This window comes from Pseudomonas sp. BCA17 (genome assembly GCF_004519405.1).
Lineage (GTDB): Bacteria > Pseudomonadota > Gammaproteobacteria > Pseudomonadales > Pseudomonadaceae > Aquipseudomonas.
The window spans coordinates 76024-91215 of sequence record NZ_SGWI01000006.1 but is presented as its reverse complement, the minus strand read 5'-3'; the positions used below and the strand labels follow the sequence as shown (position 1 = coordinate 91215).

Sequence of the window (15192 nt, the reverse complement as noted above, 5' to 3'; positions counted from 1 at the left end):
TGAGTGCCACAATGCTGGCTTTGTCATGGCAATCGAAGCAGGCGGATTTCATGAGCAACCTTGGGCATGGGCTGGACCCGGATTGCGTGATCGAAGAGCAGGTGCGAACCGACCGTTTGCACCAGCTGTTTCGCCAATCGTTCGCCGCGATCTTTGGCAGTTACCTGGGCGCCACAATGTTGTGCTGGCTGTGCTGGGACCGTTTCGACCACCAGGTCATGCTCGTTTGGCTGGTGGCGCTCGCGGTGTCTTCGTCGCTGCGCCTGAAGATGTTCATGGAGTGGTTTCGCTGCCCCGAGGTCGAGCGCACGCCCGCGCGCTGGGAACGGCGTTATTGGATGACGCTGATGTTGTCGGCCGGTATCTGGGGCATCGGCGCATTGGCGGTGATGCCTCAAGATGACCGCGTGTCCCAGTTGCTGGTGATGTTGTTTGTCGTGGGCATGTCTGTCAGTGCCGTGTCGAGTTATTCGGCCTACCGCTACATGACGCTGGGCTCCATGGCCCTGGTGCTGCTGCCGTGCACGCTGTGGTTGCTGTTTCAGCCGACACTGATGCAAGTGGGGGTGGGGATTGCAGTGCTGGTGTTTTCGACCTTCGTGATCAGCGCCACGCGTAAATTTTCCGACGCTCTGGAAAAAGCCTTCCGCCTGACCCGGCAAATGGAACGTGCCCATAACATCTCCACGCGCGCCGCCCAGACTGACGAGCTGACCGGGCTGATGAATCGTCGTGCGTTCTTCGAACACGCCCAGCGGCTGTATGCGCAATGTCGTCATAACCAGCAGCCGGTGTGCGCCTTGATGATGGACATGGACCACTTCAAGAGCGTCAACGACACCTATGGTCACCAGGCCGGCGATCAGGTGTTGCGGCAGATTGGTGGGGTGATCAGTGCATCGTTTCGCCAGACGGATGTGTATGGTCGCCTCGGCGGCGAAGAGTTTGCGGTGTTGCTGCCCAATACCTCGCTGGAAACCGCGCGCGATATCGCCGAGCAATTGGTCAACACCATTTCCAATCTGACTGTCGAACCGGTACAGGGCTTGACGGCCAGTCTTGGAGTGGCCGTCGTACGCAGCCTCGATCAGGACCTGCACAGCCTGATGAACACCGCCGATAAGGCGCTGTACCACGCCAAGGCCATGGGGCGTAACCAGGTGGCCGTGGCGAAGTAGGGCTCAGTCCCTGTGCATCGATCTGGCCAGCGCCCGTGCTACCTGGTCGGCGGAATAGGGTTTGGCGAGAAACTCGAAGCCTTCATAGCCGCTGTCGGCCAGCTCTTCGCTGTAGCCTGAAGTGAGTACCACAGGCAGAGCCGGGCGCCGCTCGCGCAACAACCTGACCATGGTCACGCCGGTCATGCCCGGCATCACCACGTCCGAGAAAATCCCGTCGAACACCATGGCGTCCTCGCCGGCCAGCATCAGTGCCTGTCTGGCATCGGTGGCCCAAGTGGTCTGGTAGCCCAGGTCCTGGAGGATCTGGTTGGCGAAACGGCCGACTTCGAGATTGTCTTCGACGATCAGGATATGACCCACGGCCTTGTCCCGCACCGGGTTGCAGTCCAGGGTCGACGGCGCGCTCAGTGCCACCGGGGCTTCCACTTCGGGCAGGTACAGGGTAAACACCGTGCCCTGGCCCGGGGTGCTGGCCACATCGACGTTACCGCCGGACTGCTTGGCAAACCCGAACACCTGGGACAAGCCCAGGCCGGTGCCTTTGCCCACCGGCTTGGTGGTAAAGAACGGCTCGAAAATACGCTCGAACGTCTCGAACGGGATACCCGTGCCCGTGTCGGCCAGAGATACGGTCACGAACGGCTGCTGGGCCGCGGCATCGCCACGGATGCGTGGCAGCGCCGAGACGTGGGCCACGCGCAGGGTCAGGGTGCCCTGGCCGTCCATGGCATCGCGTGCATTGAGGGCAATGTTGATCAGCGCAGTTTCAAACTGGCTGGCGTCGACACGTACATGGCAGGGGTGTCCGGGTAGTTCGACCTTTACATGAATGCGCGCGCCGGTGACGCTTTCGAGCATCTCGCCGATGTTTTGCACGCGCAGGCCCGCGTCGAAGACTTCCGGGTTCAGCGGTTGGCGGCGGGCGAACGCGAGCAACTGGCTGGTGAGCTTGCTGGCCCGCTCGACAGTGTCGGAGACGGCGCCTAGGTAGCGCTGGCGACGGTCTTCGGACAGCCCCGGCTGGCGCAGAAAATCCACGGAGGAGCGAATGATCGTCAGCAAGTTGTTGAAGTCATGGGCTACGCCGCCGGTCAATTGGCCGATCGCTTCCAGCTTTTGCGACTGGTGCAGTGCGGCTTCGGCCTGGGTCAGTGCGGTGGTGCGCTCTTCTACCCGTTGCTCCAGGGTGGCGTTCAGTTCGGTGATGGCCGCCAGGCCCTCGCGCACGGCGGCGTCGGCGCGCACCCGCTCGATGTGCGCCCAGGAGCGTTCGGTGACTTCACCGAGGAGCGCCAGTTCATAGGGCGACCAGGCGCGCGCCGCTTTGTCGTGCACGGCCATCAGTGCAGTCAGGCGACCGTCCTTGATCAGCGGGAAGCACACTGTCGCCGTGGCGCCCAGGGCCAGGTAGCGGGCGGACTCCTCGGGTGTGAACTCCACACGGTTGTCGCGAATCACCAGGGGCTCGCCCGCGCGCAGTTTTCGCACGGCCTGTTCGCCAAACGACGCCAGGCGGTAGCGTCCGACAATACTCGGCGAACCAGGCGCGGCCCAATTGCCGCGAATGGTGAAACCGTCTTCATCGGCATCCATATCGGCGTAGGCGCAATTGGACACCTGCAGGTGCTCGGCCAGCAGGCGCGTGGTGATGCTCATGATGGCTTGTGCGTCGGTGGCGCCGGCCACGGCACTGCCGATGGCATCCAGCGCGGCAAGACGGCGGGCGAGGAATACGGTGGTCGTGGTTTCGGTGACCGTGTCGAGCATGCCCACGACCACGCCTTGAGGGTCACGGATCGGGCTGTAGCAAAAGGTGAAGTACGCCTGCTCTGCGCCTGCGCCACGCTCGATCACCAAGGGGTAGTTTTCGATATAGGTGGCATGGCCTTGATAGGCTGCATTGGCGATCGGCCCGATGTCGTCCCAGGCCTCGTGCCACACCTCACTGAACGGGCGTCCCAATGCGGCCGGCTTGTCGCCCAGAATCGACACGAATGCGTCATTGTAGAGGGTGATCAGCGACGGTCCCCAGGCGATGGATTGGGGGAAGCTTGAAGCAAAGCACAATGCGACGGTGGTCTTGAGCACGTCGGGCCATTGGTCCAGTGGCCCCAATGGGGTGGCGGACCAATCATGCCGTCGTACCTGCTCGGCCATGTCGCTGCTGCTTTGCAGCCAATTCATCATTGTGGGTGCACCTTGTCTGCCGCGGGCTGTCGATGCCTGAAAAGTCAGGCCAACAGGCAGAAGACCGAAATCAACGTTGCCAGTTCAGCGCGATTATCCAGGGGATGGCTATTTGATGCTATCTCCATCTGAATAGGCACACGCTTGGCAGTCAGGGGTCGTTGCACATCGACTACTGCGCGCCGAAATCCGACGTCCAGTAGATCCCCGCATCACTCTTCGGGTCCATCGCGTAAGACGCGCCCAATTCACGAAATTGCGGGTTCATCAGGTTGGCGCAATGCCCTGGGCTGGCGAGCCAGCCGTCCACCACCTTACGTGGAGTATCGAGGCCGGCGGCGATGTTTTCGCCGATGTTCTTCGCAATGTACCCAGCCAACTCGGCCCGGTCGCCCGGGGTGCGGCCGTCGTGATCCAGATGGTCGAAGAAGTTGCCGTTGGCCATGTTGCGTGTGTGATTGTTGGCAGCGCCGGCCAGGTCGTCGTTCCACGACAATGGCGTGGTGGCGCTGAAGGCCTGGGTGCCGCATTGGCGCGCCTGGGCACGGGCGGCGTTGATCAGGTTCAGCAGTTGCTTGCCTTCGGTCTGCCAGTCGCCCAGGCCGCTGGTCAGCAGCGGGCGCGCCAGCACGATGCGCCAGTCCTGGCCGCTATTGCTCACGCCGATGTCGACGAATTGCGGGTCCAGGACCACCCGGCAAAAGCTTTCGCGTACGGCTTTCATCGCCGCCTGTGCATCCTTGGGCCCGGACAGGCTGATGGCCTGTACGTTGACCATCGGGTACGCAGCCCGCGCCAACGCTTGCTGCAAATCGCCGACATTGGTGGCCGGCAGCACCAGCCGTGTGTCGCTGGTCAGCGGCGGCAGTTCCTGGGAACCCTGGTCACCGCAGCGCTGCACCTGGCTGCGGTACTGGTTGATCTGTTGTACCAACTGACTTTCTTCATTCGCCATCGCGCTGGCGCAGAACACCGTAGTGGCGGCCAGCGTCGTAAGACCCATCATCAATGACAGAACGCGCATGGACGTTACCCTTGAGCTTGAAAGTGCCCATGATGCGCGATCCGAGTGCATCCATGCACCCATTGATCCGAACTTTTTGCCTCAGCGCCGGCGCCGAGGGCCGAAGTGCCGACAATCAACCCCGGATTTCGCGACAGGTTCAGCAGGCCCGAGCCAGTGCCTCGGCGTGCCGCCTCCGCGTTCTGGATGAAGCGCCGCCGGCATTGATGCCGCACTGAACGAAGCCAAAGCGCTGCCAACCTGTCAAAAAATTTATTCAGCGGAGAACAGGGCGAAAGGCGGTGAGCCCCAGGATGAGTCCAAGCCAACACACCTGTGTTGGCTCAACTCACTCCTGGAGAACACTCATGAAAAGCCTTAAAGCCCTTGTGATCGTGACCTTGATGACTGCCTCCGTCGCCGCAATGGCGGAAGGCGGTGGCGACACCGTGACAGCCAAGATGGAAGCGGCAAGGGTAACCGCCATGACCACGCTCAAAGAGTCAGGGTCTACCACGGCTACAGCCACTGCCAGCAATCAGAACACTTCCAGCAATGATGTCTCGCGTTCGAATTGACCGTGAGAACGTCTCTACAACGTTAAGAACGTCTTGCGCGATTTCGGTTAAATCATCGAGGTTCCATAGATTATGTCCGGTCCACTTACAACGACAGCCAACTACAGCATTGCGTTGGTTAACTACAAAACACTTGATCTGACCAAAACCTGTCTCACGCTTCTGCAGGAGGCTCTGCGCGGGGCAAGTGTTCCGGTGATTGTGGTGGATAACCAATCCGACGATGCAAGCAGTGAGTACTTGCGCACGCTCGACTGGATTCAATTAGTCGAACGCAAGCACAGCGACCCCGAGGCGGGAAACATTGCCCATGGCCGGGCTCTGGATCTTGCTCTGGCGCGGGTTGAAACCGACTATTTGTTTCTGTTGCACACCGACACCTTCATCTATGACCCGGCAGTCTTTGCCATGATGATCGAGCAATGCAAGGGGCCGCGAGAAGTGGCCGCCGTCGGGTGCCTGGAGCAACTGGATCGAGGTGTGGTTCGCTCGGCCTGGCGCCTGGCCTCACGTTTTTGCAAACACTACGCCCGACGGAGTCTATTGGCGCTCGGTGTGCAGGCGAGGGCGCCCAAGCCGTATCGAGAGGTTCACCTGAAGAGCTTTTGCACGCTTTGGAATGCGAGACTCATCAAACAACACGGGTTTCACTTTCAAATGGACAAGCGCAATCCGGGGTATGAACTGCAGGATCGAATGACTGCCCAGGGCTACCAGGTGCGTTTTATTTCACCGCGAACGATGTTCCGTTACCTCGATCACATCCAAAGCGGCACTGTATCTGCAATGGGCGGTTATGCGCGCAATCACCGTAGGGTTCGGATGTACGAGCACATTACCAAAGGCAACCCCCTGAGAGCCTGGTGAGTTTTGCCGTAGAGGTGGCGTATTACGTTGCTTTGAATGCAACTGGAAAACCCTGTTCTTACAGGGTTCCCCAGTCTTTTCAGTGCATCCGAGAGATTACGTTGAGGGCGGCGCCGGCGTCTGCCCCCCAAGCGCTGACCCAGGCGCTGTTCCGCGACCGGCTGTTTGCTTGAGGTGTGCCTGCAACAGGTACAATCGCCGCTGCCTTGACGCGAAACCCAGGAATTTGCATGTTCAGCCTTACCCGCTACACCACGCCGTGCCCCGAGCCTATCAATGGCCAGATCCTGCAGATGGTGGTGGACAACCTCACCGACATCAGCAGTGTCGCGCTGCCGCCGAGCAATTTGCTCTACAACATCTACCAGTACGCTATCGGTTTTGAGGTGCACCTGTACCTGGAAGCCCTGGACGGGTCGAAGGGCATTGCAGTCGAATTGGTGGTGGCGATGGAGGCGGAACAGGTGATCGGTTTTTGCCTGTACCTGCCCGTGAAGGATGACCCGCAAGCCTGCGGTATTGCCTTCATGGCGGTGCAGGCAAGCTTTCGCCGCCAGGGCGTGGCGCGGGCGATGCTGCAGGAGGTACTGGCACGTTATCCCCACGCCGAACTGGCGTGCGCGGTCGAAAAGGTCTCGGCCTTCGAAGCCATGGGCTTTCAAGTGCGCGGCGCACGCGGTACGCAGGTGCTGATGAACACCCGCGACTATGGCACCGATGGCCTGATGGGCGTGCTGGACGTGGCGTCCATCTACCGCTCGTTGGAGGTGCGGCAGATTCACACGTACCTGCTGCAAAAACATGGCAAGCGCGCCATGGTGGACGCCGAGAAACAGCGTGACCGTCATCTCGACCAACTGACACGCAAGGTGCAGTTGTTTCTACAGAACCGTGGTTGAACGCACGGCGCGCCCATTTGAACCGCGATTGACCATCGCCAGGATGGTCGCCAGCAGTTCCTGTTGCGCTTCTTCGCGGCTGATCTCGCCGCTGGCGGCCGCATGGGATAACGCTTCAGCGGCACCGAGCATGGCGCGCAAGCCGGCCTGGGTAACCTGGGCCCCCGGCGCATAGGGCGACAGCGCATCGCGGCATTTATCGAGGAAGATCGCCTCGTAGCGGCGTTTGAGGGTTTCCAGCTCTGGCGAACTGCTCAGCGCTGCGATCACGCCCGGGATTTCCCGGCCTTGCAGCAGGACACAATCGACATAACACGCGGCGATCACCCAGGCCCGATCTTCCAGGGTCGCCGCGCTGGCTTCGATGGCCTCGGCAAATTGCTGATTCTGCCGCCGGTCAAAATCTTCATACAGTGCAGCCAACAACCCCGCACGCGTGACGAAATGGTCATACACCACCGGCTTGGTGACGCCCGCCAGTTCCGCCAGGCGGCCCAGGGTCAGGGCGTCGGTGCCTTCCTCGCGCACCAGTTGCCAGGCCACATCGAGCAATTGGCGAAAGCGATCTTCGCGGGATAAACGCCGACGTGGCGCAGGTGATTCATGGCTTGACATGCTTATATACCAAACGTAACTTACTGGGAGTAACTTACTAAAAGTAGTTTAGGTTCAGCCTAAACTGAAAGGGAGATAATGTCATGCACGCTTTGATCGTTGTTGCTCATCACGACCCCAAATCCCTCACCCATAGCCTGGCTGCGCAGGTCGCCGCGGGGCTCACCGCGTCGGGCCACAGCCATGAGTTCGCCGACCTCGCCGGCGAAGGCTTCGATCCGCGCTACACCGCCGCTGACCACCTTGTGCATCGCACCCGTGCCACCCCACCGGCCGATGTGTTCGCCGAGCAAGCGCGCATTGATCGCGCCGATGCGCTGGTGCTGGTGTTTCCGATTTATTGGTGGTCGTTGCCGGGCTTGCTCAAAGGCTGGGTGGACCGCGTGTTCGTCAACGGTTGGGCGATCGATTACGGCCCGGACCTGCCGGTGGTGAAAAAACTGCGCCATTTGCAGGTGCACCTGCTGGCGGTCGGCGCGGCGGATGAAAGCGCGTTTGAGCGGCACGGCTATGCCCAGGCCATGCGCACGCAAATCGACTACGGAATCTTTGATTACTGCGGGGCGCAGGTGGTGACGTCCGAGTTGTTGCTGGAATCGGAAAGCGGCACGGCCCAAACGCATTTGCAGACCGCGAAGGCGATCGGGCAGCGGGTGTTCCAGCACGAGCCGGTCGCCAGCTGATTCAGCCTTCGCGAAACAGGTCGTGGGCGTCCAGCAAGCGGTAGGCGATTTCCGGGCGTTTCTCCATACCGCGACGAATCGCCGCCGGGATGGCCTGCCGGGTCTTGCGACACATGCCGGGCAGCTCATCGATGACGATCTGAATCCCACGCATGCTCTTGACCTCCGTATGCCCCGGTGCGATGTGCAGGCGGATACCCAATAGCTCATACATCCGCTGTTGCATGTGTTCCAGGTCTTGCAGGCTTTTGAGGTCTTCGAGGCGTTCGATCAGGCGTTTTTCTTCCTGGCGCGTCAAGTGCAGGATGCGCAAGTCGGCACCGGGCACGTCCAGCAATTGTTCGCGATCGCAGACGCAAGCGCCGGGTGGGCAGGGTTGGCGAATTGTCATGTGCATGGCCTCCCCATTCCGACGCTGCCGGCTTAGTAGCTCAGCGCCACCCCGAGGCTACCCAGGGCGTTCCAGTATTCAGGATAGGTCTTGGCCACGCAGTCCGGGTCTTGGATGCGAATCCCCGAGACTTTCAGCCCGGCCAGGGCAAAGCACATGGCGATGCGGTGGTCGGCATGGGTGTCGATCAATGCGGTGCAGGCTGTGCCGGCCAGTGCGGGGTCGCTCGCCACCAACAGATCGTCGCCTTCGATGGTCGCAAGGCCCGGGCGGATTTCGTTGAGACCGTCGTGCAGGGCCTGCACGCGGTCGCATTCCTTCACGCGCAGGTTGGCCAGTTCCGTGAAGCGCACCGGCGTGTTGTTGAACGCGGCGAGCACCGCCAGGGTGGGGATCGCGTCCTGCATCTGCGAACCGATCACCTCGGCCTGCATGTTGGGGAACTGCGCGATCACGGCCTGGGCCTTGGCGTCCGGCTGGGTGAAGTCCTGCGCCGCCACGCCGATGTCTATGCGGCCACCGGTCAACACTTCAGCGGCCCATAAGTAGGTGGCGGCAGAGGCGTCGGGTTCGATCAGGTAATCATGGGCGGTATAGCCGGTCGGGGCCACTCGCCAGGTGGTGTCGTCGACCACATCGACCTTCGCGCCGAAGGCCCGCATGCAGTCCAGGGTCAGGTCCACGTAGCCACGGGCGCCGATGTCCTTGCCGGTCAACGCCACTTCAATCGGCGCTTCGCCGCAGGCCGCGAGCATCAACAGGGCCGACACGTACTGGCTGGACAAACCGCCGTCGATTTCAAACCGCTGGGCTTGCACCTTGCCCACCCCGTGCACGGTCACCGGCGGGCAGCCGGTGGGGCTGTCGACGCGGATACCGTTCTGGCCAAGGGTGTCCAGCAGCGGTCCGATCGGGCGTTTTTGCATATAGTCGTCGCCGGTCAGCACGACGGTGCCTTGCACGGTGGCCACGGCGGCGGTGAGAAAGCGCATGGCGGTGCCGGCATTGCCGAGGAACAGCGGTTGGGCAGGCAGTTGCAGTTTGCCCGCACTGGTGACGACGAACGTGGTGTCGTCCGGCTCATCGATGGTCACGCCCATCTGGCGCAGCGCCACCGACATGTGGCGGGTGTCATCGCTTTTCAGGGCACCGCTCAAACGGCTGGTGCCCTTGGCCAGGGCCGCCAGCAGCAGGGCGCGGTTGGTAATGGACTTGGAGCCGGGGGGCGCGACCTTGCCGTTCAGGGGGAAGTTGGGCGGTGTCACGGTCACGGTTTTCTGCGAACTCAAGGTACAAGGCTCCTGGTCAAGGCAAGGTGGCTGGCGCGGCCAACGGGCGGACCCGAATAATCGGGTATAGGCGCAGTGCTTGTCGAGCGGGGATCGCCGCCGACCGGCATTTTCCGCAGCGCGGGCGGCTCTTGGGTTGCTCTGACAACTACCGGCTCCAGGACAAGGCCTGTAGGTGGATGACTCCTGGCAGGGTAGGCGTGCACCCAAATCCGGCGCAAGACAAACGCGTCTGCTCAATGGGACATGCATGACATGTAACTTTTCCTACGCTGCGGCTCGCTGGACAAGCGCGGGTGATGGGGTAAGTTCAGGTCACTCCCCATCCCGGGGAGTTTTCAATCAAGGAGTGACTGAAATGAACAAACCCCAGACTCAACTCAGGCATGGTCGCGTCGTGACCCCGACCAGCCGTGGCGCGGTCGCCGTGGAACGTGGGCTGCTGGGCAACTGGCAAGTCAACGAGATGGAAGGCGGCAAAAACTTTCCCGCACTCAACGCGGGGCCATTCCCAGCGCCTTATCAAACCGATGACCAGAGCGTCACGCCGCCTGCCGATGGGCATATCCTGAGCGGCGGCAAAACCGACGATCGCGACTGCGTCAACTTTACCGACGATGAGATGAGCAAGAAGCTCAATACGCCGTTCACCTGGCCGCTGTTGAATGTCGAGGCCGGCCAGGACTTCAAGGTGCAGTGGGAATACACCGCCCCCCACGTCACCCGCGGTTATCGCTGGCTCATCACTAAGGATGGCTGGGACCCGAAACTGCGCATCAGCCGCGCTCAGTTGGAACCCACGCCATTCTTCGAGGATTTCTACACCCAGGTGCCGTACTACCAGCACGCCGCCGAACTCAAAGCCAAGGTCGAGCACCAGGTGAAGCTGCCCAAGGGCAAGAAGGGCAGGCACGTGGTGGTGCTGATGTGGATCGTGGCCAACACCGGCAATGCGTTCTACCAGGCGTTTGACCTGGACTTTAAATAAGCCTGCTTAACGCTTGGCCAACCAGTAATCATGTAGCGCCCGCGCAGCCGGTTCGATTTCGCTGACCCGCTGTTGATGGGCGCCTACATCCAGGTCTGCCGGCAATTCGAAGTTGTCCTGTTCAGCGCACCAGGAGATCTTTTCCAGCTCCGCGGCCTGGGCGGCCGGCAACTCCGGCCAGTTGCCGATGGCTGCACCACGGATATAGCCAAAGCACCATTCTTCAGCGAGCGTGACGACTTGGCCCTGATGTTCGGTGTCATCGAAACGCGCCTTGAACGCTTGTGTATCGGTTACCAGTTGCGCCGCCAAGGTATTCATATGGCGTACGCACAGTTCCAGGAAGCGCTGGGCCTCATCCACGCTTTCCCAATCCGGGTTTTGCCCGCCCCAGATCGCCGGAAACCATTCGCCGACTTCCACCTGAGCGGGGCTGGAGACCAAGGCGGTGAAATAACCGTCGAGTTCGGCCAGGTTCAGCACCGAATGATCGTCACCGTACTTGAGCAGGATGTCTTCGATGAATTCGAAATCGGCAGGGGCGAGGGGTTGGGCGTGCATGGGGGCATATCCTTTATACGTCGAGCGCCGCTGAGGGGCGGCTTAAAGCGCGAAGGATGGCGCTTAGGCCGGCTTTTTTCCAGTGTTTTCCCAACGTTGGCACAGCTTGCTCACGCACACCGAGCCCACTACCGCCAGGATGATCGGCACCAGAAAGTCATGGTCGATACGGGTGAACTCCGCCACCAATACAATCGCGGTTATCGGCATGCTCATGCTGGCTGCCAGGAACGCCGCCGCACCGATGATCGCAAAGGCACCCAGAGGTGCGCCGGGGAACACCAGGCCCCAGGCACCACCGAGGATGATCGCCAGCAGTGCGCCATTGGCGAGGCCGGGCGTCAGCAGGCCACCCTCGGCACCGGCACGCAGGGTGGCGACGGTGACCAGTATCTTGGCCGCCAGCAGCACGGCGGCAAGGCCGATGCTCAGCTCATTGTCGAAGCCTAATTGCGCCGGGCCTTTGCCATTGCCGAGGATCTGCGGCAGCAGCATGGCCAACCCGCCAATCAGCGTAAAGTTGATCAACGCCAGTACCGGCAGGCGCCACCCTCGTGCTGCGTTGGCCCTCGCGGCTCCGGTCAGGCGGGTGAATCCGTAGGCGGCCACGCCGAACACCGGCCCGCATACCACGGCCCAGGCGATCAGTGCCGGGCTCAGCACGAAATGCGGTACCACGTACTGCGATTCCGCGCCCAGCCCGATCCACGCCACCGCTGCGCCAATCGCCGAAGTGGCCAACGCAATCAGTGCCGCCGGCCAACTGAATGCACCCACCAGCACTTCCAGTACAAACACCGCGCCGCCCAATGGCACGTTGTACACCGCCGCCAGCCCGGCGCCCGCACCGCAAGCGACGAGCAGCCGGTGCATGTGCGGCTCAAGTCGTGCGCGCCGGGACAGCCATGTGGCCACCAGTGCGCCCACCTCACGGGGCGCCACCTCACGACCCAGGGGCGAGCCGAGGGCCACGGTGATGATCTGCAAGAGGGCGTGGGCGAGGGTGGTCTTGGGCGGCATGGCCGGCATGCTTGCAGACACGGCCTGCTTGATGCTCACCAGCGGGCGGCCATAGCGATAGATCGTCCACCAGCCCAGCCCGGCGACCACACCGCACAGCATCAGCACCTGCAAACGGCGCTGGGGGGCGGCAGCGGTTACGCCCCACAAAAAGGTTTCATGGCTGGCCAGGCTGTCGAGGCTATAGCCGTACGCCAGGTGTTGAATGCCGTGCAGCAGCAGCGCCAGGAGCATTCCGCCCAGGCCCGCGCCGATACCGGTCAGCACGACCACCAGGGTCAAAATCAGCGACGAGCGAAACGTGATCGGCATAGGTGGCTCCAGGCAAAGGCCCTGATGGTATAGCCGATAAGTCGGGCCTGCTGGATGAAATGTATCGGCGCTGCATGCACGGCGCGCCAGCCACATTCCATCACGCTTGCCCGTCCCGTTTTTGGCCGATGCGCCGTTGCACACCCTTGTTATAGTGCGAGCCTTACCACTCGCCAGTCAGGGATCACTGCCATGTCCGAATACCAAGCTTTCGTCGTCGAACTCACCGGCAACGTTGCCCATGTGCAGATCAATCGCCCGGAAAAGATCAACGCGATGAACGCGGCGTTCTGGACCGAAATCATCGACATCTTCCAATGGGTCGACGACACCGACGCCGTACGCGCGGTGGTACTCAGCGGTGCCGGCAAGCATTTCTCGTCCGGCATCGATTTGATGATGCTCGCGTCGGTGGCCAACGAGTTCGGCAAGGATGTCGGCCGCAACGCACGCCTGCTGCGGCGCAAGATCCTCGAACTGCAAGCCTCGTTCAATGCCGTCGACAACTGCCGTAAACCGGTGCTGGCGGCGATCCAGGGTTACTGTATCGGCGGTGCCATCGACCTGATCAGCGCCTGCGACATGCGCTATGCCGCCGAAGGGGCGCAGTTCTCCATCAAGGAAATCGATATCGGCATGGCCGCCGACGTCGGCACCCTGCAGCGCCTGCCGCGCATTATCGGCGACGGCATGCTGCGCGAGCTGGCCTATACCGGACGCCAGTTCGGTGCCGAGGAAGCGCGCAGCATTGGCCTGGTCAATCGCGTGTATGCCGATCAGGAAAGCCTGCTGGCCGGGGTGATGGAAATCGCCCATGAAATCGCCGCCAAGTCGCCGATTGCCGTGACCGGCACCAAGGCCATGATCAGCTACATGCGTGACCACACGGTCAATGATGGTCTGGAATACGTTGCCACCTGGAACTCCGCTATGTTGCAATCCAACGACCTGCGCGTGGCCATCGCGGCCCACATGAGTAAGCAGAAACCCGAATTCGTGGATTGACTGACATGACCCCAGGCTGGATTACCACAACCCTGCTCGACAACGACACTCCCGGCGGATGGGCCGTCGCCCGCAGCCGCGACGGTTTTCTGCATGACAGCAACGGCCCGCTGTTTCCCAGGGAGTGGCTCAAGCGCCAGGACCTGCCGGTGTTCGCCGAGCATGGCATCGGCCACCTCGATGGTGAGCCGGTGTACTTGCTGGAGCTCAATTCGCCCGCCCAAGTGCCCGGTTGCAGCTGGCAGGGACTGCGCGGCTTCATGCTGCAAGGCGATCACACCCTGTACAAAGTGCTGGGCTACGCCGCGCAGATCGGTACCTGGGCGCGGGAGCATCGGTTTTGCGGCAGTTGCGGCCAGGCCATGGTCCAGGTGCCACGGGAACGCGCGATGTATTGCCAGGCCTGCGACCTGCGCAGCTACCCACGGATATCCCCGAGCATGATCGTGCTGGTGACACGCGGCGATGAGATCCTGCTGGCGCGTTCGCCACGCTTCGTCACGGGCGTCTACAGCACCCTGGCCGGGTTTGCCGAGCCGGGCGAGTCGGCCGAGGACTGCCTGATCCGCGAAGTGCGCGAGGAGGTGCAGGTGGAGGTCAAGAACATCCAGTACATGGGCAGCCAATGCTGGCCGTTCCCTCACTCGATGATGCTGGGTTTCCATGCCGAATACGCCGGGGGCGATATCGTCCCCCAGGCCGACGAAATCGAAGACGCGCAGTGGTTCAACATCCATGAGCTGCCGCCGTTGCCGGCATCACGCTCGATTGCGCGTTACCTGATCGACCTCTACCTGGCGCGGCGTCTAGGCCACGCTGAACCAGTGCTGCCAGGCTAGGCGTACCGTCAGGCCGAGCACCACGGTGATAAACACCGGCCGAATGAATTTGGCGCCGCCGCTGATCGCGCTGCGCGCGCCAAAGAACGCGCCGCACATCACCGAAAGGCCCATGGCCAGGCCGACGATCCAGTCCACCGAACCATTGATGATGAACACCGTCAGCGCCGCCGCGTTGCTGACGAAGTTCATGCTGCGCGCCACGCCGCTGGCCTTCACCAGGTCGATCGGGTGCAGCAGCATGGTGCTCACGGTCCAGAACGCGCCGGTGCCGGGGCCGGCCACGCCGTCGTAGAAGCCCAGGCCGAAGCCCTGGGTGGCTTGCCATTTCTTCTTGATCGGCGCATCGGCATCCAGTGGTGCCTTGGGCGTGCCGCCGAACAGCAGGTACACGCCACAGGCGAACACGATCACCGGGAGCATTTTGTTCAGGGTTTCGGCGGGCAGGTAGTGCGCGACTACCGCACCGGTCAACGCGCCGACCAGCGTACCGACGATGGCGTGCACCCACTGGCGCGGGTTAAACAGCTTGCGTCGGTAGAACGTAAAGCTCGCGGTGGCGGAGCCAAAGGTAGAACTGAGTTTGTTGGTGCCCAGCACCAGATGCGGCGGCATCCCGGCGGTGAGCAGGGCCGGCGTGGTGAGCAGCCCGCCGCCGCCGGCGATGGCGTCGATGAAACCGGCGATAAAGGCCACAACGGCGAGAATGGCGAGGGTAGTGAGGTCAACGCTGAGTTCGAAGGGCATGGGCAGGGCTTATTATTGGCAGGGCGC

The 15192-nt window shown here is 61.9% G+C and carries 16 protein-coding genes; 8 read left to right on the top strand and 8 right to left on the bottom strand.

What is annotated here, in order from left to right:
* The first annotated feature begins 11 nt into the window (after positions 1-11).
* Entirely contained in the window at positions 12-1178 is a 1167-nt protein-coding gene (locus EXW71_RS21215; protein WP_134660769.1) for a diguanylate cyclase, read from the top strand.
* Positions 1179-1181: 3 nt separating this feature from the next.
* Here EXW71_RS21215 and EXW71_RS21210 read toward each other — a convergent pair whose 3' ends face one another.
* Positions 1182-3368, bottom strand: coding sequence for an ATP-binding protein (locus tag EXW71_RS21210; protein ID WP_134660768.1), 2187 nt, complete (start codon positions 3366-3368; stop codon positions 1182-1184).
* Positions 3369-3540: 172 nt separating this feature from the next.
* Positions 3541-4392, bottom strand: coding sequence for a CAP domain-containing protein (locus EXW71_RS21205; RefSeq protein ID WP_123718854.1), 852 nt, complete (start codon positions 4390-4392; stop codon positions 3541-3543).
* A 347-nt stretch (positions 4393-4739) separates the two neighbouring features.
* On the opposite strand from EXW71_RS21205, the gene EXW71_RS21195 reads away from it, so the two are divergent.
* From EXW71_RS21195 to EXW71_RS21185, 3 genes are all read left to right on the top strand, one after another.
* Entirely contained in the window at positions 4740-4949 is a 210-nt protein-coding gene (locus EXW71_RS21195) for a co-regulatory protein PtrA N-terminal domain-containing protein (RefSeq protein WP_134660766.1), read from the top strand.
* A 72-nt stretch (positions 4950-5021) separates the two neighbouring features.
* Positions 5022-5816, top strand: a complete 795-nt coding sequence (locus EXW71_RS21190) for a glycosyltransferase (RefSeq protein ID WP_134660765.1) — start codon at positions 5022-5024, stop codon at positions 5814-5816.
* A 230-nt stretch (positions 5817-6046) separates the two neighbouring features.
* Complete coding sequence (locus EXW71_RS21185; RefSeq protein WP_134660764.1) at positions 6047-6715, top strand: GNAT family N-acetyltransferase; 669 nt, start codon at positions 6047-6049, stop codon at positions 6713-6715.
* On the opposite strand, the gene EXW71_RS21180 is transcribed toward EXW71_RS21185, so the two are convergent.
* Positions 6698-7330, bottom strand: coding sequence for a TetR/AcrR family transcriptional regulator (locus EXW71_RS21180; protein ID WP_134660763.1), 633 nt, complete (start codon positions 7328-7330; stop codon positions 6698-6700). The genes EXW71_RS21185 and EXW71_RS21180 overlap by 18 nt on opposite strands.
* Positions 7331-7413: 83 nt before the next feature.
* On the opposite strand from EXW71_RS21180, the gene EXW71_RS21175 reads away from it, so the two are divergent.
* On the top strand, positions 7414-8013 hold the full coding sequence (locus EXW71_RS21175; RefSeq protein ID WP_134660762.1) for an NAD(P)H-dependent oxidoreductase: 600 nt from the start codon (positions 7414-7416) through the stop codon (positions 8011-8013).
* Position 8014: 1 nt separating this feature from the next.
* Here the strand turns inward: EXW71_RS21175 and EXW71_RS21170 are convergent, their stop codons facing one another.
* Positions 8015-8404: a hypothetical protein gene (locus EXW71_RS21170; protein ID WP_060757024.1), complete on the bottom strand. Its 390-nt coding sequence runs from the start codon at positions 8402-8404 to the stop codon at positions 8015-8017.
* A 32-nt stretch (positions 8405-8436) separates the two neighbouring features.
* On the bottom strand, positions 8437-9693 hold the full coding sequence (locus tag EXW71_RS21165; RefSeq protein ID WP_134660761.1) for a 3-phosphoshikimate 1-carboxyvinyltransferase: 1257 nt from the start codon (positions 9691-9693) through the stop codon (positions 8437-8439).
* A 358-nt stretch (positions 9694-10051) separates the two neighbouring features.
* Between EXW71_RS21165 and EXW71_RS21160 the strand changes: the two genes are divergently transcribed.
* Positions 10052-10681 carry a lytic polysaccharide monooxygenase auxiliary activity family 9 protein gene (locus tag EXW71_RS21160; protein ID WP_123718859.1) on the top strand — a complete coding sequence of 210 codons (630 nt, stop codon included), beginning with the start codon at positions 10052-10054 and terminating at the stop codon, positions 10679-10681.
* A gap of 6 nt (positions 10682-10687) precedes the next feature.
* On the opposite strand, the gene EXW71_RS21155 is transcribed toward EXW71_RS21160, so the two are convergent.
* Together EXW71_RS21155 and EXW71_RS21150 are read right to left on the bottom strand one after the other, a co-directional pair.
* On the bottom strand, positions 10688-11242 hold the full coding sequence (locus tag EXW71_RS21155) for a UPF0149 family protein (protein ID WP_134660760.1): 555 nt from the start codon (positions 11240-11242) through the stop codon (positions 10688-10690).
* 63 nt (positions 11243-11305) lie between these two features.
* Positions 11306-12574: a chloride channel protein gene (locus tag EXW71_RS21150; protein ID WP_134660759.1), complete on the bottom strand. Its 1269-nt coding sequence runs from the start codon at positions 12572-12574 to the stop codon at positions 11306-11308.
* 192 nt (positions 12575-12766) lie between these two features.
* Here EXW71_RS21150 and EXW71_RS21145 point away from each other — a divergent pair, with 192 nt between their 5' ends.
* A complete protein-coding gene (locus EXW71_RS21145; RefSeq protein WP_123718862.1) occupies positions 12767-13579 on the top strand; it encodes a crotonase/enoyl-CoA hydratase family protein in 813 nt (270 codons plus the stop codon).
* Between the two features lie 5 nt (positions 13580-13584).
* Entirely contained in the window at positions 13585-14418 is an 834-nt protein-coding gene (nudC, locus tag EXW71_RS21140; protein WP_123718863.1) for an NAD(+) diphosphatase, read from the top strand.
* Here the strand turns inward: nudC and EXW71_RS21135 are convergent.
* Entirely contained in the window at positions 14386-15165 is a 780-nt protein-coding gene (locus EXW71_RS21135) for a TSUP family transporter (protein WP_123718864.1), read from the bottom strand. The genes nudC and EXW71_RS21135 overlap by 33 nt on opposite strands.
* Positions 15166-15192 lie beyond the last annotated feature (27 nt).

Excerpts from the sequence above, each read along its gene's own strand:
- EXW71_RS21215 (WP_134660769.1), top strand. The coding sequence starts at position 12 with ATGCTGGCTTTGTCATGGCAATCGAAGCAGGCGGATTTCATGAGCAAC.
- EXW71_RS21210 (WP_134660768.1), bottom strand. The coding sequence starts at position 3,368 with ATGATGAATTGGCTGCAAAGCAGCAGCGACATGGCCGAGCAGGTACGA.
- EXW71_RS21205 (WP_123718854.1), bottom strand. The coding sequence starts at position 4,392 with ATGCGCGTTCTGTCATTGATGATGGGTCTTACGACGCTGGCCGCCACT.
- EXW71_RS21195 (WP_134660766.1), top strand. The coding sequence starts at position 4,740 with ATGAAAAGCCTTAAAGCCCTTGTGATCGTGACCTTGATGACTGCCTCC.
- EXW71_RS21190 (WP_134660765.1), top strand. The coding sequence starts at position 5,022 with ATGTCCGGTCCACTTACAACGACAGCCAACTACAGCATTGCGTTGGTT.
- EXW71_RS21185 (WP_134660764.1), top strand. The coding sequence starts at position 6,047 with ATGTTCAGCCTTACCCGCTACACCACGCCGTGCCCCGAGCCTATCAAT.
- EXW71_RS21180 (WP_134660763.1), bottom strand. The coding sequence starts at position 7,330 with ATGTCAAGCCATGAATCACCTGCGCCACGTCGGCGTTTATCCCGCGAA.
- EXW71_RS21175 (WP_134660762.1), top strand. The coding sequence starts at position 7,414 with ATGCACGCTTTGATCGTTGTTGCTCATCACGACCCCAAATCCCTCACC.
- EXW71_RS21170 (WP_060757024.1), bottom strand. The coding sequence starts at position 8,404 with ATGACAATTCGCCAACCCTGCCCACCCGGCGCTTGCGTCTGCGATCGC.
- EXW71_RS21160 (WP_123718859.1), top strand. The coding sequence starts at position 10,052 with ATGAACAAACCCCAGACTCAACTCAGGCATGGTCGCGTCGTGACCCCG.
- EXW71_RS21155 (WP_134660760.1), bottom strand. The coding sequence starts at position 11,242 with ATGCACGCCCAACCCCTCGCCCCTGCCGATTTCGAATTCATCGAAGAC.
- EXW71_RS21150 (WP_134660759.1), bottom strand. The coding sequence starts at position 12,574 with ATGCCGATCACGTTTCGCTCGTCGCTGATTTTGACCCTGGTGGTCGTG.
- EXW71_RS21145 (WP_123718862.1), top strand. The coding sequence starts at position 12,767 with ATGTCCGAATACCAAGCTTTCGTCGTCGAACTCACCGGCAACGTTGCC.
- nudC (WP_123718863.1), top strand. The coding sequence starts at position 13,585 with ATGACCCCAGGCTGGATTACCACAACCCTGCTCGACAACGACACTCCC.
- EXW71_RS21135 (WP_123718864.1), bottom strand. The coding sequence starts at position 15,165 with ATGCCCTTCGAACTCAGCGTTGACCTCACTACCCTCGCCATTCTCGCC.